Source organism: Sphingobacterium micropteri (genome assembly GCF_014692515.1).
GTDB classification, from domain to species: Bacteria; Bacteroidota; Bacteroidia; order Sphingobacteriales; family Sphingobacteriaceae; genus Sphingobacterium; species Sphingobacterium micropteri.
On sequence record NZ_JACOIK010000001.1, the window covers coordinates 515,157 to 533,250 of the forward strand.

Consider the following 18,094-nt stretch of genomic DNA (forward strand, 5'->3'; position numbering starts at 1 on the left):
TAACCGTTATTTCGGATTACCGAAATTCAAGGAATGGTGGGATGCTGCTGATTACGATGAATATTATGCGGATGGTGAGTACAACGGCCCTTGGGGACGGGATAACGAACCGATGACGGAATCGAAGTGGCGGGAGTCTTCTTCTGCTGCATCCCAGAACATCCGTCGCCGCATCGTATCAAACTCATCGACATAGTAAAGATAAATCGATGCTCCCGAGTCGATTTTGACTTCAATCAACTGTTGGGTAGGATGCACAAATTTAGCTAATGATTTCGCTTCTTCGGGTAGTGTGTTCGGACTTCCGTATACTTTAATTAAGAGCTTATTATTATAGAAAATTTCATTGTACAGGATGTAACCTTTTCGATGTTGTTGATCATACGCGACAACCACTATTCGCTCGTTATGGTTGCCGGTGCTGTTTTTCTCGGTTAGAACAATCGCGAGTTCCTGGTTGGATTTGCCCGTATGGGTGTTTACGCCCGTGAATGTCCCCATATGGTGTGTTTCGTCGATCTGTCGACGGTCGTTTACGAAAGTATAGTTACTTCCCTCGCCGCTTTTCAAATATTCTACCAAGGCTTCCTTAATGGCCAGTGGAGTATCACGTTGCCAAGCTATATGGGGGGCAAAATAATTTCCGTATCGACTCCTAAAATCGCATTCGTCTTCCACTTCCAAACGCCCTTGTCCATTGGGTAAGAAGCGCAGGAACTCTACCTGCCCTTGCTCAGCCATTTTCAAATAAACAGTCAACTCGTCGTTTACTGACCATTTGCCAGAGACCAAAAGTTTGCTGTTCTCACGAAACGGAATAGGACTGAAACGGGCTTTCCGCTCATAAAAATCACCTGCTGTCGGTTCATATTGATGTATTTGTTCGCCGTAGCGGATGATATGTATGGTGTCCGGTAAGTTTCGGTATGCGGAAGCGACGGATTGATCAAGCAAAGCGCCTTTGGTAAGATAACCGATATCACCGTAAAAGTACAGCCCGTCACAGCTGTAAGCCGCATGCGCGATATCCGCTTCGGGATGTCCATAAGTATCCGTCCCGGTCGCTGCTTCATCACTGTTCCGTTGATCTTGGTCGGCTTGATATTGCTGATATTTCCATTGGTCTATAAGGAGCGCTATTTTATAACCGTACAGGTAGAACAGACCGCCACCGAGCAGTACCAAACATAAGGTGAAGATGATGAGGTTCTTTCTATCGATGTTTTTCAGTCTTTTCATAGTATTACCATGTAATCACGGAGACCAATTTAAATATTTACATAGTGCATTTGGTGTGAGATTTACAATTTGGAACGTTTTACTTATGATTCGCTGTATATACGGATTGTAATGCAATCCATACGAATTGTAAGTTACTGTTATTCACTTTATTATTCTGCCTACTTTTGATCAAAGCTGATGCAATGCATAGATTACCGACTGGAACATGAAAACGTTAAAAAAGCACGTCTATATAGCGTCCATATTGATTTTGATCACTTGGCTGATGACCGGCCTAGCTGTTGATGACGAATTTTATGAAGCGTATCATATTTTTTTAAAACATCGTCCAACGGGACAGTACTATTTTCGCTCGCCGCTGGCCATGCAGGATATGCCACCGGATTATCCAGCGGATAAAGCAGCGGCTTATTATACATACCGGGAGTTTGTACTCGAAAAACATTGGTCTTCCGAATGGAATAGGGTGGCTCTTTTACTGGTTTTGGGAACAGCTTTTTACATTGGTTTTGTGCTTGTCAAGGCCATGAAAGTTAAAAAAACAAAAGTCTAGACGACTATTCCGCTTTCAACTTTCCCTTAAACACCTTTCTGAATTTTTCCAGTTTCGGTTTTATGACCATTTGACAATATGCCTCATTCTTATTATTGACATAATAATCTTGGTGATAATCTTCGGCTTTATAAAATTTACCATACGGGCTGACTTCCGTCACGATTTTCTTGTCGTATGCGCCTTCGTCATCCAATTGCTCAATATAAAAGTCAGCCAATTTTTTCTGCTCGGCATTATGGTAAAAGATGGCTGATCGGTATTGTGTGCCGACGTCTGCACCCTGACGGTTTAATTGCGTGGGATCATGCGCGACAAAAAAAGCGGCAAGCAGTTCGTCGTAGGAGATTTCAGCTGGATTGTAAATGATATTACATGCCTCGGCGTGGCCCGTTCTACCCGTAGTTACCTGCCGATAAGTTGGGTTACGTACATGTCCACCCGTATAGCCGGATATGACGGCACTGACACCGTTCAATTGTTTGAATTGCTCTTCCACGCACCAAAAACAACCAGCGGCAAATGTCGCGGTATCTGTGGCTAAGTTACTGGTCTGATGATTATCCGTAAGATTTGAACTGTTTTCGGATTTCGTCTGCGCACAGGAGAATGATAGCGTAAATAGCAGAAAGAAAGTCAATCTGCTGCTATAAGACATAATATACTGAAGTTTCATGGTAGTATCCTGTTAATTTCCTTAAAGTTACGTAATTTATACGAGGCAACAGCAAATCAAAAAGTATCTATGCAAAAAGGCATGAGCCGATTAGTTAGTTTAATCGGCTCAAGTATTTCTTTAGCTTATGAAAGATGTAATATTTTTTTAATCCACATGGAAAATCGTAGTTGCAGATTGCCAAACGTGGGTATGGGCTTTCTCGTTCCAAACTCCTTCTTGCGGTTGGTATTTACTGGTTTCTACGACATACATTCCTTTCCATAAGGCAGGAAAACTTACTTTTCCGTCCGCGTCAGTTTTGAATGTTTTTGCCCAACCCTCGGCACTGATAACGGTAACATTGGTGGCTTCTGGTATATTACCTTTATCCAAGAGGTAAATATCCACGGGTTGATTCAAACGATTTTGGCGAGGCGCGACAAATGCCAACAGATCTATTTCTTTAGGATTGGTGATCATCAGATCTGATTCACCGACCACAATAGGAAGAAAAGCGGAGAAGACATATTTGGTTTTACCACCTAATTCTCCTGCAGCGTGGGTTGTATGGATGAGATACAGTCCATCGTGTTCAGGTGTAAAAGAAGCGGTAAGGTGGTCGTCTGCGACATGGGTCTCCAATCTTGTGGATTGTCCGTTAGGATGCTGTACATAAAGCTCGAGCGCTTTCACATCGGAATACCAATCTTTAACCAGATCCTTGGTTCCGTGTTCATATTCGCCATAAAAAACCTTTACAGTTTGCACGGTGTTTTTGGGAGCGGTTGTAGAAGATGATTCTATCCACAGGGCGTGTGCATAGGCTGTGTGCGATAAACTGCTGCATAGAAGTGCTATTAAAAGCACGAATAATGGAGATTTCTTCATTGTGTATTTTATTTAGACTGATTCTAGACAAATATACGCACTAGAAATTAATCTGCAACAAAATAGATACAAATCTTGAAAAAGTAGGTTATGCTACATCTCGCAAATCTACCGGTACGACACGTGAAACGCCTTGCTCTACCATCGTGACACCGTAAATAATATCGGTGCTTGCTATGGTCCGTTTGTTATGCGAAACAATGATAAACTGTGAGTTCTTGGAGAAATCCTTAATGATATGGTTGAACTTGTCAATGTTGGTATCATCCAATGGCGCATCGACTTCGTCGAATATACAGAATGGAGCAGGCTTTAACAGATACAAGGAGAATAGCAGTGCCGTTGCGGTAAGGGTTTTCTCTCCACCAGACAATTGGTTGATTGATAACGGACGTTTGCCTTTCGGACGCGCAATAATATCAATATCCGATTCTAATGGATTAGCTGGATCAGTCAATACCATGTCGCAGGAATCTTCTTGGTTGAATAAGGAACGGAATACATTTACAAAGTTTTCGCGGACGGTATTGAAGGCATGCATAAACTTGTCGTTTGCCGTTTGGTCTATCTCGTTGATGGTGGCCATTAAGGATGCTTTGGCATCAAGCAGATCGCTTTTCTCTTTCGAGATAAAGTCGTGCCGTTCCTGTATTTCGTCGTAAGCTTCTTTAGCCATGGGATTAATAGAACCATAGGAATCCAGTTGCTTTTTAAGCTTATCACAAACGGTAGTCAATTCATCTTGGCTAGCCGAAATTTCCGGCATCTCACCTTCAAGCAAGGTGTTGATGTCGATGTTAAACTCCACCGATAACCGCTCTTTTAGGCTATTGAGGTCTATCTGTAAAGCCGTCTTCTTATCTTTTAATTCGGATAATAGAAAATCGTCCTGATCTTTGCTACGGCGTAACTGCGTAATTTCTTCTTCGAGTTCATTGATGATACGACGTGTGGTATAAAAATCTTCCTCGATCTCTTGTAGACCTTTTTCGAGCCCCTCTTTTTGGGCATACATCGCCACGAGATCCTCATCGTTATGGTCTACAACATGAGAAGCATCTTTCATATCCACTTTCACTTGTTCGTATTCCAACGAATTTTTCGTTATTCGGGCTTCAAAGGCTTCTTGTTGGCTTTCCCGATATTCCAGATCTTTTTGTAAACTGGATACTTTATTTTGCTGCTGATGAAAACGGATGTTCTCTTGATTGAAAGAAGCCGACTTCTCGTTCAGTACCTCCGCAATTTCGGCATAGGCATTTTGCAATTCCGCTAATTGCTTTTGACCCGATTCTGCCTCTACTTTCAATATCTGCAGCTCGGGTTCTGACTTTTGTAGTTCATATTGGATGACTGTAATCTTACTTTCAATATCCTGTTTACGGTTCTGGCTAGTGGCAATGAACGTTTGATATTGTTCCTGTTTGGTTTTTACAGAAATCAATTCGTTGTTTAACCGATTTAATACCATACGGAGCTCGTCGATAACATCCTTTTGGGAGGTAATACGCAACGTGGCTAATTGGTCGATAGCATCCGCTTCGTCCTGCTGCAGTTTTTCGATTTTCTGGTTAAGTTCCTTGATTTCTTTGGTAAGGCTCTCCAGATTTTTTGCCCGACCAATACGTTTCCCTTCAAACAGGCCGACAGAACCTCCGTTCAACCCCAAACGGTTTTTGGAGAATTTTCCTTCGGGATGTAAGATAACCAGATCGCCATCCGGTAAGGCTTCTTCTAAGCTATCGGAAGCTTGGGGTTTTAATAAAAACACGTGTTGTAAAAGCTGCTCGCAGAGTAAGCTATATTTCTTATCGACCTTAACGACCTCTAAAGCAGGGATCGTATTTTCAGGTGTTTGGGGTTTGGTTTTGACCGCTTGAATTGCTTCTAGCACAAAGAAGTTTGCTTTTCCACGGGATGCGTCGCTTAGTAACTGAATGGCTTGCACGGCTTCCTGCTGGTCTTGCACGACATAATGGTTCATAACCGACTCCAGGTAATTTTCGATCGCAACCCGGTATTCTTCCTTGCAAAAGAGAATGTCCGAAAACAGCGGATATGACTTCTTCCAGCCTGCATTTTTACGTAAAAATTTAATGGATTCTGGAAACCCCTCAAGATTATCCACCAGAGATTTGGTGAGGTTGTATTCATTTTGCTTTGCATCAACCAAACGAGACTCCCGGTTTAGCTGTGTGCGTGTTTCATTCAACTGTTCTTCAACCGTTTGGATTTGCTGCTGCAATGCATTCTCGGTTTGTAGGGCTACATCGTATTGGCTTTGTTGTTGTTCTACACGCTCTTCCAGGTTTTCCACTGCTTTGTTGAACTCGTTGAGCTCTTCCACCTTAGCAGAAGCATCGGTCATGGTACGTATAGATTCCTGCTGTAACGCCTCCTTTTGAATGTTCAGAACAGCAATATCTTTTTCTAATTTATAAATCTTGTTTTGAAGCTCACTGCTCTGTTGTGTAAAGCTGTCTAATTTTGCTTTTGCAGATGATTGCTGGGCCCGAAGTTCCTCGACTTCTGTTTGGTTACGTCCAATATCTAACCGAAAAACATCCAGTTTTCCTTGTTCCTCAAAAAGCTCTTCATTCAGTCTTTTTATGATGTACTGAACATGTTCCAGCTGGTTCTTGTCGTTATTTAGTTCTGCCGTAATCCGGGTCTCTTTTTCCTGTAAATGAATGAAACGTTCATTCTTTATCTTTTTATCCGATTCGTAGGATCGAATTTTATGGATATAGTCGTTGGTGCTTTTTTGTTGTACAGCTAGGCTTTTTTCTTTGGCAAGAATGTCTTCACGCAGGGTACGCAGTTGGTTTTCATGACTTTCTACTTTTGTGGAGGTTTCTTTGATCCGTTCTTGTTGTACTTTTTCCTGCTCGCCGATACGTTCTAAATCTGTACTGAATCCCTCGAGGCGGTAATAGGCCAATCCGACACTAGCTTCACGGTATTCTTCTTTAAGCTGAAAATATTTGTCGGCCTTTTTAGCCTGGGTTTCCAGCTGTTTTAAATTCTTGTTGATTTCATAAAGAAGATCATCGACGCGGTCTAAATCGGCTTCCGTATCTTTTAATTTCGATAGGGTTTGCTTCTTCCGTACTTTGTATTTGGAGATACCAGATGCTTCCTCAAATAGATTTCGGCGGGAATTATCTTTGTTATTGATAATTTCGTCAATCATCTTCAACTCGATGATCGAATAGGTGTCAGCTCCTAAGCCGGTATCCAGAAAGAGATCGGTAATATCCTTTAAACGGCATTTTACATCGTTTAAACGGTACTCGCTGTCGCCATTGCGATACAGTTTACGGGTAATGGTAACGGTCGAGAATTCTGTCGGGAGCAGTTTGTTATTATTTTCAAAGGTTAAGGATACTTCGGCCAAGTTCGCAGGTTTCCGATTTGCTGTCCCGTTGAAAATGATGTTTTCCATCTTTTCTGAACGCAACATCCGTGTGCTCTGCTCGCCCAACACCCAGCGAATAGCGTCTACGACGTTCGATTTTCCACATCCGTTGGGCCCAACAATGGCGGTTACACCCTCGTTAAAATTAATGGTAATCTTGTCGCCAAAACTCTTAAATCCTTTAATCTCTAATTTTACTAACTGCATACGCTATTCCTCTAAAAATCAACAGACGAAAATACAGTTTTTTGAACAGAAGTAAAATGTTGCGTTGTTAATTCAGGCCGATTCATTTAAATCGTTTGATGATCTCTTCCAATCGACTATCGGGATAGAAATCCAAAACGTCGAGCAATTTTACCTTTTTGTAATGCGTATGGAGCGTGTTAATGACAATATTGCAATTTTCCATAACGACTGCAGACGGTACTTTCATGTATAAAAATTCAGATTCGTCAAACCAGTCATCACCGATTTTCTGACAATCGTTGTAATTTCTGAAGGATCGCCAGTTTTTAGGTAGATCGGAAAGCTTTACTTCAGGAAAAGGAAGTTTGGAAGGGATTTCTATTACCATAACCCGAAAATCCGTATTAAAACCGAATCCTCGCCTGTGAGCCATGTTTTCCAGATAGGCCAGCGATATGCTTTCGGACGTATATAACACCTTCTTGCCTTCACTATTCCAGCGCCCCGCAAGACCGCTGGCAAATAGTGTGTCGGCATATTTTTTATGAACAATACGGTATACCAACATTTATACAGGGTATCCGGTAGCGAGTTTTTCTATCTCTTCCTGTATCATATCTACACCGCCGGGTGTGGTCATGAAATCGAGGGGTGTTTCTTCGGAATCCCAGAAAGGACGGCGCAACCAAAGGTTAAACTCTTCAAAAGAACCAAAAATTTCAGCTCCGTATTGATATAAATTGATCAATTTTAATAAGTGTTCGCTGTAGTTGGCGTCTAAATTTTTTTGTTGGTCACGATAATTGCTGATCGTCCTGGGGGATAAATTAATAATAGCTGCCAGTGTTTTTTCGGGCATTTTGATAGCATCTGCCAGCGCATAAAAAACATCGGTATCTACGCCTTCCCGGGCCTTTTTGAGTAGGGTGTAATCGTTCTTTATGGATAGCTTCCTTAAGCTTGGATAGCTTTCATAGCGTATGGCGGCCTCGGATGTGATGCTGGCCTTATGCTCGGTTTTATAGGGTTTTGCTTTCATCATGGAATACCTCCTTTATTCAAATATAGTATTTTTTCTTGTTTAAAAGTGAATTTTTTCCATTTTTGTACTTGAAATCGACAAGCTTACTTAAAGCTCTGTAAACAAGAACGTTTTTTTTTGCGAAAATATACCCCTTACCGAAAGACCGTTTTAACTGAAAAAAGCAATCTAAAGGCTACTTAAATGCAGTTTTTAAGCTTATTTTTTCGAAATAAGAAAACGCTTTTTCACCAACAAATGAACTTTATTCCCCAACAAATAGTTCTTAATCTGCAAATAGAGTTTGTAAGCACTAACAGATGGTCTTTATTCACCCAAACATATCGCCATCGTAGACGACCACGCGCTTTTTCGTAAAGGACTGGCTGGACTCATCAACTGTTTTCCGGGTTATCAAGTCGTCTTGGAAGAGTGAAACGAGTTCAATTCTGTTTAGGAATAGACAAGAAAAGATAGCCGAACCATACTCAGCCTTGATTTATGGATTTGTGCTTATTTTGGTATCCATGAGCTCACTTCGTTCGGTTTTTGCTTCGTTTTTTATCAAGAAAAAATGAAGAAGAAAACCTTCTTTATGGAACATTAACGTAAAACATGTTTTACCCCTTCAAAGGTCATTTTTACCGGATTGATATAACCCTGTTCGTCAAAAGTCATGCGTTCGATACAGGTTTCCCGTTCGTGCGCCTCCGTCTTATCCAATGGTCTGCGATGGTAAACGATATAATAGGTGTCCTCGTTAGGGATTTTGATAACCGAATGATGCCCGGCACCAGTCGCGATATCCTTATCTTGTTCCAAAATGGTTGCAATGCGTTTAAACGGACCAAACGGGCTATCGGCTATCGCATAGGCGACTTTATAATCTGGTCCGGTCCAACCGCCTTCTGACCACATGAAATAATATTTATTGTCGCGAATAAACATGAAAGGACCTTCCACATAATTTTCCGGTGTCACTTCTTTATAGATGGTGCCGTCGTCAAAAGGCACCAAGCTTTTGAAGTCATCGCTTAGTTTCACCACATTACAATGACGCCAGCCACCATAAAACATATAATACTGACCGTCTTTATCTTTAAAAACAAATTGGTCGATGGGTTGAGCACCATGGACAATATCATTAATCAACGGCTTACCCAGCAAATCCTTGTACGGACCTTCGGGTCGGTCGGCAACTGACACACCTATACCGCCAATTTCGCCTTCGTGAACATCATTCGCGGCAAAGAAAAAATAGTATTTACCACCTTTTTCGATAATACTAGGTGCCCACATGGCTTTGTGTGCCCATTTCACTTCCGATGTATCAATGATCCGAGGATGTTTTTTCCAGTTGACTAAATCTGTAGAAGAAAAAGCGTCGAACAATACCTGTTGTTCATATGGTGCGGAGTAGGTCGGGAAAATCCAATAGGTATTATCGTATACAATGCCTTCGGGATCCGCATACCACCCCGGGAAAATGGGGTTCTGCTGGGCTGATACATTTGACCATACGAATAAGAAATAAAAACAGGTAAAAAACGTTACTTTATTCATTGTGCTCGGATTATATTCGCTTTAAAGATAGAAAAATAATCACTTTTTTACGTATTTATAATCCTAATTGTTCTTTTCCGGCGTCGCTGATGTTGTCGATACTCCACTCGGGTTCCCATACGAGTTCTATTTTCGTTTGACGTTCGGGAAAAGCCCGCTGCAAAACGTTAATAACACCCTGTTCTATAGCGTCGCCCATCGGACAATGGGGTGTGGAAAGTGTCATGCGGACGGTAATGGCTTTCGGATCGTTAAAATCAAGTCCGTACACCAAACCCATATCCACGATGTTAATGTTCAACTCGGGGTCGATGACCTCCATGAGGGCAAGATTCGCCCGAAGCTGCTCTTGTGCATAAGGGTTTGTTAAAGATATCATAGTGTCACTTGGCTTTTATGAAATATAACACGAAAAACATTATAACCATACACTAAAGAGACGATAATCCAAAGAATCCCGGTTATCTGTAATAGATTAGCTTGTTCTAAAACAATACCCGCACACGTGAGTAATAATGTGCTAAGGTATAGATAATATTGATAAGGAATCAACCCACCGTGATAGAGATCCTTTGGCATGGGTATTTTTATTTTCCCGTTTAGGTTTTTATACCGTTTGTTCCAAATGATAAACGGAAGTGTTTTAAATGTTTTGCCGAGAATAATACCCGTGATCCATCCTAAAAAAATCAAGGTGCCATATAGAGAAGCCCATTTTGTTTGCGGATATAGGAGGATAATTGGGATGAACATAAAAGCGAGACTTAAACACAAGGATGAAATACCGGCATGTTTCATTAACAGATCTACGTTTTTGCGTGCACGGTGTTTGTAAGTATCGATGATATAAAGCAACCAACAGGCGGTTCCCGATGCGATTAATATAGCATATAGCAGCATGCGCAAGCCAATGGGATTAAAATAACCGTCCGCTAGAAAAAGAATAAGTCCCACGTTTTGTAGGATCAATGCCGCATACAATAACCTCGTTTTTTGGGATTTTCCCAATAGAAACATCGGGATAAGTTTCGCGCCTACACCGCATATTAATTGTAAAAACCAACCCGCGATACCCGCATGTGCATGTAGTTTGAGGATATCCAAGTGGTTTTGAGGGATAAACCTATATCGGAGATTGATGGCAAGTAGTAGACCGACCGTCGTCGTAAAACAGAGCCAAAAGGCAGAGAGTAGCAAGAAATGTTGATTTACCTGCGATTTATTGGAGTCGTTAGTCGTTTGATAAAGATTGAATGTGTATAAGTAGCCACTGCATACGACAAAGGTTCCCGATGTAATCATTAACCATCCCATGTCAAACCACCAAAAAGACCAGATCATGCCGCAGGTACCGATGGTTAATAGGAGATAGGATAGGAATGCTAATTTTGTGCTAAACAATTCGCGCTCGCATATAACGGGAAGTAACTGATATGCTGCACCGAAAATAACCATCGTGCCCCATCCTAATGCGGCCGTATGCACAATCGCTAAGATTGATGGATGAAAATAATGACCGGTAAGTTCTGTAGCGGAAAGAAAAAGAAGAACGCAAAGCAAAAAAAAGAACACGGCCGCTGTTCCGTAAAAGGGAATAACGGCGAGTTCTTTAGGTGCTTTGTTTACAAATATATCGGCCATTCTGCTTTATCCGGCATGAAGCTGTTCACGACAGGTTTCGATAACCTTTGGAAACAAAATATTATTTTCCAGGTGGATGTGTTGGAATAAATCCTGTTCGAAAGCTTTCATCTGCTCATAGAGATAGGTATAGGAATTACAGGCATGTGCTGGAAGTTCATAGTCTTTTGTTAATTTACGAAAATGGACTAATTCCGCTCCGGCATCCTCGTGTTCATGTTGCAGTTCGTCGATAATCTGCTTGATCTCTTCGTTTTCAAGTGAAGATAAATCTTTGGTGGCGGGGAAGAGAAGTGCTTCTTCTTTCGCAATATGTTGGTACAGATCGGCCATGAAATGGTGTGTGTCTTTTGCAAACGCAACGAGTTCAGGACTTTCATTACCGTGACGGGATGCAACCTTGTTGGCCAGTTGTTCTATAATAGGGCCGAATTCGCGGATGTAGCCGTGATGTATGTTTTTGATATAGTCGGCAAGAAAGGAAATATCCCATCCGTTGAAATTGAGGTGTACAGATACGTTTCCTTGGGTTTCACTTTTTGTAAGTTCATCACGCAAAGCTTCTTCCGTGAGACCTACAGTAGCAGCGGCTTCTTTTAACGTAACCTTTCCGCCACAGCAAAAATCTATCCCTAGTTTTTTGAAAACTTCTGATTTGCGCATATCAGCAGCGGCAATTTCGCCGACAGTCTCCGGTGTACTTTCAGAAACCGGTTTCGAAATGTTTACACGCCACCATTCTGGGCCAGATTCTAGATATTCCCAAGTAAAGATGTTACCTCTTTCGCCTAGTAATTGGTAATATAATGGACGTGGATCGTGATCGTTCACGATAATAAAAGACTCACCGCCTTCTAAAGCATCGAAATGCGCAAATATAGTTGGATGCTTTAATCGTGGTTCAATCGTAGTGACATTTAATATGGCTGTTTTTATCATAGCATTTATGTATTAATATGAATTATTACACAAAGTTATATCGTTGATGTATAGTGTTTTATGCGTGGGCTCATATTGGCTTCAACACATGTCAGAACGATGTCAGAATGCGTAGTGATTAAAGATCTTTTTTCTTAAAATACCGGGTAGCAAACCAAAGAGGGAGTGCCGTCCATAACAACATCACCAAACCGGTGATCAACATCCCCATATGGGTACCGAAGAAATCCCGAAAGATAGCTCCCGTATAACCCATCATGGCGGAGAGGTCGATTTCTAATAAAATCAAGATACGGCTGATGTCTATCGGATTAAGCATCGATACGGCGATCATTATTTTTTCGATAGGATAGTCGGCAAATTGAAATAGTAGAAACAGCAACATCGCATCAAAAATCAACGCGAAGTACAACCATAAAATGATAGCCAGACCAATGCCTTTAGATTTATCCCGGATACGTACCGCGGTCCATGTTGCAATGGATACAAATATCAGGGATAATAATAGGCCGCCGATAACGAGTGTGATGCCTGACAAGCTATAGGCAAAGATAAAGGTAGGGATACCTACACCAATAAAAAAAGCCAGTGTCATAGCAGTAGCGAGCCCAATGAATATGCTGAGCCATATACTTTGCCGTTTTAGAGGTTGGCTGACGAGCAGTGCAATAAATTCAGCACTGTTGTACAGGTAAATGCTGGAAAATACAATACAAACCAGTGGCACGACAAAAAGAACCAGATTAAGCATACTTGCGATGCCTTTGTCGGTATTGTCTTCCATGAGGAAGATACTTAGGGAAAGTGTAAGAAGCACCAAGGTGTAGAACAGTATGGTGCGATTACGCAACAGATCGGAAATAACGTACTTGATAATCTTATTGTTCATGGATAACTTCTTTGGTAAACATCGTTTTATACCCCATAACGTGGGCGATCGCTCTGGATAATTTATCGGTGCCGGTATCTGCTTTCAATTCCGCTAGAGATTTATGAAAACGCAGCTCGCCGTCTTGCATATAGATGATTTGGGAAACGAGATCATCCAAGTCACTCAATACATGTGACGTAATCAAAATAAGTTTGTTTTTTTCTTTTTCCCGGATAATTTTCTCTTTGAGGATTTCGGTAGCCACAGGGTCTAATCCAGCTGTTGGTTCATCCAGAATCAACACTTTCGGATTAAACATAAAAGCGAGACAGGCACTTACTTTTTGTCGTGTTCCACCAGATAGGGTGCGCATACGTTTGTCTAACATGGTCTCGAGTTCAAATTTTTCGTAGAGTTCGTTGTCGAGTAGGTGAGAAGGTGTTTTGCGTATATCGATCATCATGTCCAATACTTGGCCAATGCTCATGTTCTCCGGATACTCACCTTTTTGCGGCATATAGCCTATGTCGCTGCGGTAGGCCCATTCCCGGTTGATATTTTTACCTTCAACGTAAATGTTGCCGGAACTGGGAACGACCATGCCCAGAATGGTTTTGATTAAAGTCGTCTTTCCACTGCCATTAGGGCCGATGAGTGAAATACATTGACCAGATGTTAAAGACAAATCGATGTCCTTTAATACCTGTAGCTTACCAAAATGTTTAGAAAGTTTCTCAATTTTAATCATCGTATAGCAGATTTCATCTATTTACTGTTCTTTTATCCGGTTTCATTAACGGATTTTCGTCTTTTAAATTTTCCGGCGTCAAACTTGGAATCATTTTTTCACTGCGATCAAATAACGTAACCATAAAACTGCGGAAAAGTAACATAGCCGCCGGGTATCGTTCGACAAGCATGGAGAAAAGGCTAACCGGATGATGTGGCACGTCGCCGATACCGTCTTTGTTTAGGTCGTATCCTTCATATTGATCCCAATAATTACCCTTAAAAGTATTGGTCATTTTACCGCCATTGGTAGCAACATCAAAGGTGTTTTGGATAAAGGTATTCCTGCTTAACGTATTGTGCATACAGCTGGTGAATATCTTGATGGCCCAACCGTTGTTTTCGAAACGGTTTTGCTGTATTTGAATACGGTTGCTGCCTTCCATGAAGATACCTGTCGTGTTTTTAACGAAGGTATTGTTTTGAATATAACTGTCGGTGATGTCTTTGAGTAGGAGTCCATAGGTGGCATCTCCCCAATTCTCTTCAAAGATGTTATGTTCCATGCGCATGCGGTGGGTATACATTACTGCTACACCTGCTCCGTTCGCTTTGAACGTATTATAGTGGTATTGATTGTCATGTGAAAACATAAAATGCAGGCCATAGCGGAGATTGTTTTGTGCCCTATTTCGGTCTACCTGTGTATGGGTCACAAATTCCAGGTAAATACCGTCACGGTGTCCGGCAATTTCATTGTTGAGAATCGTGATACTGTCGCTCTTCCATGCGTGGATACCATTGCCGACCAGACGTTCCGTTTCTCCGTATGTCTGGAGCCGGTTATTTTCAATTCGGCAATTTTTTGCATTCTGTAGATAAATTCCGAAAAAATTGTTGTCAAGTATATTGTTTGTTATCGTAATATGCCTACCATTATACACTTTGATGGCTGCAATATCTTTGATGGAAGAATGGGCGGAATTTTTAATAGTGAATCCGCTTATGGTAACATGGTTGGCTTCTATGGAAAGGGGTTCGTGGTTTTTTTGTGCGTCAATAATGGGATTGTTTTTCCCGATAAGCGTCAAGCTTTTGGTGATAAGAATATTTCCTTCTTGATAAAGCCCGCCATGCACCAAGATTGTATCGCCATTTTTGGCCCTTGTGATGGCTTGGGTAATGGATGAGATAGTGTGCTGTTTACCAACATGAATGGTAGCGGCACCTGTCGTGCCAACTACCATACATAAACAAACGCATGTAATCAATATATATAATAGAAAATTCTTCATGGCCATATCTTTACTCCCAAAGGTCATCCCATGTGAGCGGCATACCACCAACTTCAGTTAATGTCTCTTCCATATCGCTTTTGTTTGCAAATGCAGCGATATCACCCCGCATAGGGCTTTTTAAGGCTTCACTTTTCAAATAAAACATTTCTTCTGCTGGCTTAAGCTCGCTGGTTTTGAAGTCTGGAAGATAGAAAGCCGCTACATCATCGCGGTTTATATCACCATCTTCGACGTAGGCAATCATACATTGCACATCATCAAAGTTATAGGCACGTCCTTTCTTGGTCACCAGTTGTGTGCCAAATCTGGAGTCGCTAATAGTCATTTTGCAATATACGCACTGATCTTTTCCATATTGAATAGGTTGCGGGCCGGCGTTGCTTGTGCAGGCTTGTGTGGCTATTAGAACACAAAATGTGAGCAGCGCGAATATGTTGTAAAAGATGTGTTTTGTTTTCATCTATGCGTTGTTTTTAGAGATTTCCGTGTCCTGTTTTGTTTCTTTGGCTGTCCAAATTTCCCGTGCAGTGCAATATGCCAATAACATACCTACAGCGATAAAAATCCAGCCGCCAATATCCGGAATGGAGAAAGCTCCAAAATTGAGCAATTGCTTAAAGCCGATAAGCGGAGGTTGATAGGCCATACCGGGAACGATAATAGGTGCATTGGGGTCGAGATCATGACCGTAATCGTACAGCCACCTATAAAAATCGACCATCGCTACAATCCCAAATAAGAGGAAAGCAGCAAACAGCACATATACCCATTTTCTTTTACCACTTATTGCTACCGCTAGGAAGCTCAATGCAAAGAAACCAATGATATAGGGTAGGACCGTAAATTCGATGAAATCATCGGCATGAAGTGTTTTCATGCCGATGTAGTGATTCAACCCGTTGATAATCTCCACGTTACCGGCTAGCTTGTTGCTGTATATCTGTAATTCCAGTCCTTCTGGATATTGCGCTGCATCCAGCTCAATACGCCAAATTGGGAGAAAGATAACCGCAGCGAGGGCTAGGCTGCATACGATAAGTATGGTGCGGTTCGCAGATGTCATAAGTGTTGAATTTTTCACGTTGTATATAGTTAAATAGTTACGTCGTAGGTTTACTTTCGCCGGTATAGTATTTAATAGGAACACTGCTTCCTTTTGCCGAGACCCTTACATAACCAGACATTTCCTGGTGTAAAGCCGAACAGAAATCTGTACAATAGAACGGGAAGATACCCACGCGGTCAGGAACCCATTTTAACGTAGTCGTCTCGCCGGGCATAATCAAAAGCTCTGAATTATTTGCACCTTTAACGGCAAAACCATGAGGCATATCCCAATCCTGTTCCAGGTTAGTGACATGGAAGTAAACTTCGTCTCCTAATTGGATGCCTTCAATAACGTCTGGTGTAATGTGTGAACGTATGGTGGTCATGTAAACCCGTACAATATTACCTTCGCGTACCACTTTTGCTTCTGCTTCACCATTTGTTTTATAGGGGTGTTTATTTGCATTGATATCGTATATCTGCAAAGATTTATCCATCAATAAATCGGCAGGCAATGCTTGTGCATAGTGTGGCTCTCCGATAGTTGGGAAGTCAAGCAACAATTCCATTTTATCACCACTGATATCAAACAACTGTGCACTATGACAGAGTTCCGGCCCGGTAGGTAGGAAACGGTCTTTCGTAATTTTGTTGTAAGCAACCAAATATTTGCCGTATGGTTTCTTCGCATTGCCACCCGCTACCATCAAATGCCCAACGGAATAATAAGTAGGTTGCCTGTCCAAAACCTCTAGCGTTTCGATGTTCCATTTTACAATTTCCGAGGAAACGAAGAATGACGTGTAAGCATTTCCTTTCTCATCAAACTCGGTGTGCAACGGGCCTAATCCAGGTTTCTGTACTTCGCCATGCAGCGCTGATTCGTATTTTACGACCGGAATGCCGTCGTATGCTTCACTCTCAAAATCTTTATTACTGATTGCGTTTTGTAGCTTTTCAAAACTGAATACTGGAATCAATGCAGCGAGTTTACCGCTAGCCACAATATATTCTCCAGTTGGACTTACGTCTGCACCATGGGGTGATTTAGGACAAGGAATCAAATAGGCTAAATCTTCAAAGTCAGCGATATCAAGAACGGTAACTTCTGTTTTCATTTCGTGCGTAGCTGAATGGGTATGCTCATCCCATTTGTTATGGGCATAACGTACATTAGTTTGTTTGGCACCTCGTCCCGCTTTGAAATATTCTTCTGCTTTTTTCCAGTTAATTGCTAAAATGAAATCTTTGTCATTTTTTGACGCATTAACTTCTAATAAGCTGTGGGCTTGCTCTGTGTTGTAACAGCTTAAGAATAGCCATCCGTTGGACACGCCCTTGCCAGCACCAGATAAGTCAAAGTTTAACCCTGGCGTGCGTAATTGGAAAGCGATATCAAATTCTCCACTTTCTTTATCTACACTTACAAAGCTGATATGTCCTTTAAAATTTTCTTTATATGACTCGATGGGCACATCGCTTTCCGGACCATCTGGTGGAACACTGAAACGTGTCGCGGCAATGACATATTCGGAGTTCTCTGTTGTAAACGGCGAACAGTGGTTACCACCCGTATTCGGAATCTCGATGATTTCATCGGTACGGAAAGTCTGTAAGTTAATTCTGGCCAAACGTGGTGTATTGTTCGAGTTTGCAAACATCCATTTACCGTCGGGCATACCATCTGTAAAAGATGCTTCGATATGGTGTAGGTCATCCCACGGAACGAAGCCGTGAGAAGTTTGCAGCATAGGTTTAGTTTCTTCGCTGAATCCCCAGCCTTTTTCGGGATCTACAGAAAAGACAGGAATAACACGAAATAAACGACCGCTTGGCAAGCCATATACACTCATCTGTCCGCTGAATCCTCCCGAAGCAAAGTTGTAAAATTCATCATACTGCCCAGGTGGAATATACGTCCGCTGTGCTGCATCGCCCGTAACGGCATTGCTGGTTCCTTTAGGCCGACAAGCTTGAAAGGAGGCGGCCATTGTCGCTGCAGCAAGGCTTAATACTAGATACTGTTTTAGTCTCATT

At 41.7% G+C, this 18,094-nt stretch carries 17 protein-coding genes; 1 reads left to right on the top strand and 16 read right to left on the bottom strand.

What is annotated here, in order from left to right; all coding sequences use genetic code 11:
- Nucleotides 1–63: 63 nt before the first annotated feature.
- Nucleotides 64–1,239, bottom strand: a complete 1,176-nt coding sequence (locus H8B06_RS02280; protein WP_190992642.1) for a hypothetical protein — start codon at nt 1,237–1,239, stop codon at nt 64–66.
- A 208-nt stretch (nt 1,240–1,447) separates the two neighbouring features.
- Here H8B06_RS02280 and H8B06_RS02285 point away from each other — a divergent pair, with 208 nt between their 5' ends.
- Nucleotides 1,448–1,795, top strand: a complete 348-nt coding sequence (locus tag H8B06_RS02285; RefSeq protein ID WP_190992643.1) for a hypothetical protein — start codon at nt 1,448–1,450, stop codon at nt 1,793–1,795.
- A 4-nt stretch (nt 1,796–1,799) separates the two neighbouring features.
- Here H8B06_RS02285 and msrA read toward each other — a convergent pair whose 3' ends face one another.
- The 15 genes from msrA to nosZ all read right to left on the bottom strand — a co-directional run bounded on the left by msrA (nt 1,800) and on the right by nosZ (nt 18,093).
- On the bottom strand, nt 1,800–2,471 hold the full coding sequence (gene msrA / locus H8B06_RS02290; RefSeq protein ID WP_190992644.1) for a peptide-methionine (S)-S-oxide reductase MsrA: 672 nt from the start codon (nt 2,469–2,471) through the stop codon (nt 1,800–1,802).
- Nucleotides 2,472–2,618: 147 nt separating this feature from the next.
- Entirely contained in the window at nt 2,619–3,341 is a 723-nt protein-coding gene (locus tag H8B06_RS02295; RefSeq protein ID WP_190992645.1) for a DUF4198 domain-containing protein, read from the bottom strand.
- Between the two features lie 88 nt (nt 3,342–3,429).
- Nucleotides 3,430–6,966 (bottom strand): chromosome segregation protein SMC, encoded by a 3,537-nt coding sequence (gene smc / locus H8B06_RS02300; RefSeq protein ID WP_190992646.1) that lies wholly within the window; start codon nt 6,964–6,966, stop codon nt 3,430–3,432.
- Between the two features lie 82 nt (nt 6,967–7,048).
- Nucleotides 7,049–7,516 (bottom strand): RES family NAD+ phosphorylase, encoded by a 468-nt coding sequence (locus H8B06_RS02305; protein ID WP_190992647.1) that lies wholly within the window; start codon nt 7,514–7,516, stop codon nt 7,049–7,051.
- Complete coding sequence (locus H8B06_RS02310) at nt 7,517–7,990, bottom strand: antitoxin Xre-like helix-turn-helix domain-containing protein (protein ID WP_223857420.1); 474 nt, start codon at nt 7,988–7,990, stop codon at nt 7,517–7,519.
- A gap of 582 nt (nt 7,991–8,572) precedes the next feature.
- Nucleotides 8,573–9,532 carry a glycoside hydrolase family 43 protein gene (locus H8B06_RS02315; protein WP_190992648.1) on the bottom strand — a complete coding sequence of 320 codons (960 nt, stop codon included), beginning with the start codon at nt 9,530–9,532 and terminating at the stop codon, nt 8,573–8,575.
- A gap of 55 nt (nt 9,533–9,587) precedes the next feature.
- Nucleotides 9,588–9,911, bottom strand: coding sequence for a metal-sulfur cluster assembly factor (locus tag H8B06_RS02320; protein WP_190992649.1), 324 nt, complete (start codon nt 9,909–9,911; stop codon nt 9,588–9,590).
- Nucleotides 9,908–11,173, bottom strand: a complete 1,266-nt coding sequence (locus tag H8B06_RS02325; protein ID WP_190992650.1) for a hypothetical protein — start codon at nt 11,171–11,173, stop codon at nt 9,908–9,910. Before H8B06_RS02325 ends, H8B06_RS02320 begins: the two co-directional genes overlap by 4 nt.
- Nucleotides 11,174–11,179: 6 nt before the next feature.
- The gene (gene ric, locus H8B06_RS02330) at nt 11,180–12,112 is read right to left on the bottom strand and encodes an iron-sulfur cluster repair di-iron protein (RefSeq protein WP_190992651.1); all 933 of its coding nucleotides are present in this window, start codon (nt 12,110–12,112) and stop codon (nt 11,180–11,182) included.
- Nucleotides 12,113–12,230: 118 nt separating this feature from the next.
- On the bottom strand, nt 12,231–13,001 hold the full coding sequence (locus tag H8B06_RS02335; protein ID WP_190992652.1) for an ABC transporter permease subunit: 771 nt from the start codon (nt 12,999–13,001) through the stop codon (nt 12,231–12,233).
- The gene (locus H8B06_RS02340) at nt 12,991–13,731 is read right to left on the bottom strand and encodes an ABC transporter ATP-binding protein (RefSeq protein ID WP_190992653.1); all 741 of its coding nucleotides are present in this window, start codon (nt 13,729–13,731) and stop codon (nt 12,991–12,993) included. The genes H8B06_RS02335 and H8B06_RS02340 overlap by 11 nt, the downstream gene beginning before the upstream one ends.
- Before the next feature lie 13 nt (nt 13,732–13,744).
- Nucleotides 13,745–14,959: a nitrous oxide reductase family maturation protein NosD gene (locus tag H8B06_RS02345; protein ID WP_223857421.1), complete on the bottom strand. Its 1,215-nt coding sequence runs from the start codon at nt 14,957–14,959 to the stop codon at nt 13,745–13,747.
- Nucleotides 14,960–15,017: 58 nt separating this feature from the next.
- Nucleotides 15,018–15,470, bottom strand: coding sequence for a nitrous oxide reductase accessory protein NosL (locus H8B06_RS20560; RefSeq protein ID WP_223857422.1), 453 nt, complete (start codon nt 15,468–15,470; stop codon nt 15,018–15,020).
- On the bottom strand, nt 15,471–16,073 hold the full coding sequence (locus H8B06_RS20565; protein WP_223857423.1) for a hypothetical protein: 603 nt from the start codon (nt 16,071–16,073) through the stop codon (nt 15,471–15,473).
- 37 nt (nt 16,074–16,110) lie between these two features.
- Nucleotides 16,111–18,093, bottom strand: a complete 1,983-nt coding sequence (gene nosZ / locus H8B06_RS02355; protein WP_190992655.1) for a Sec-dependent nitrous-oxide reductase — start codon at nt 18,091–18,093, stop codon at nt 16,111–16,113.
- Between the last annotated feature and the right edge of the window lies 1 nt (nt 18,094).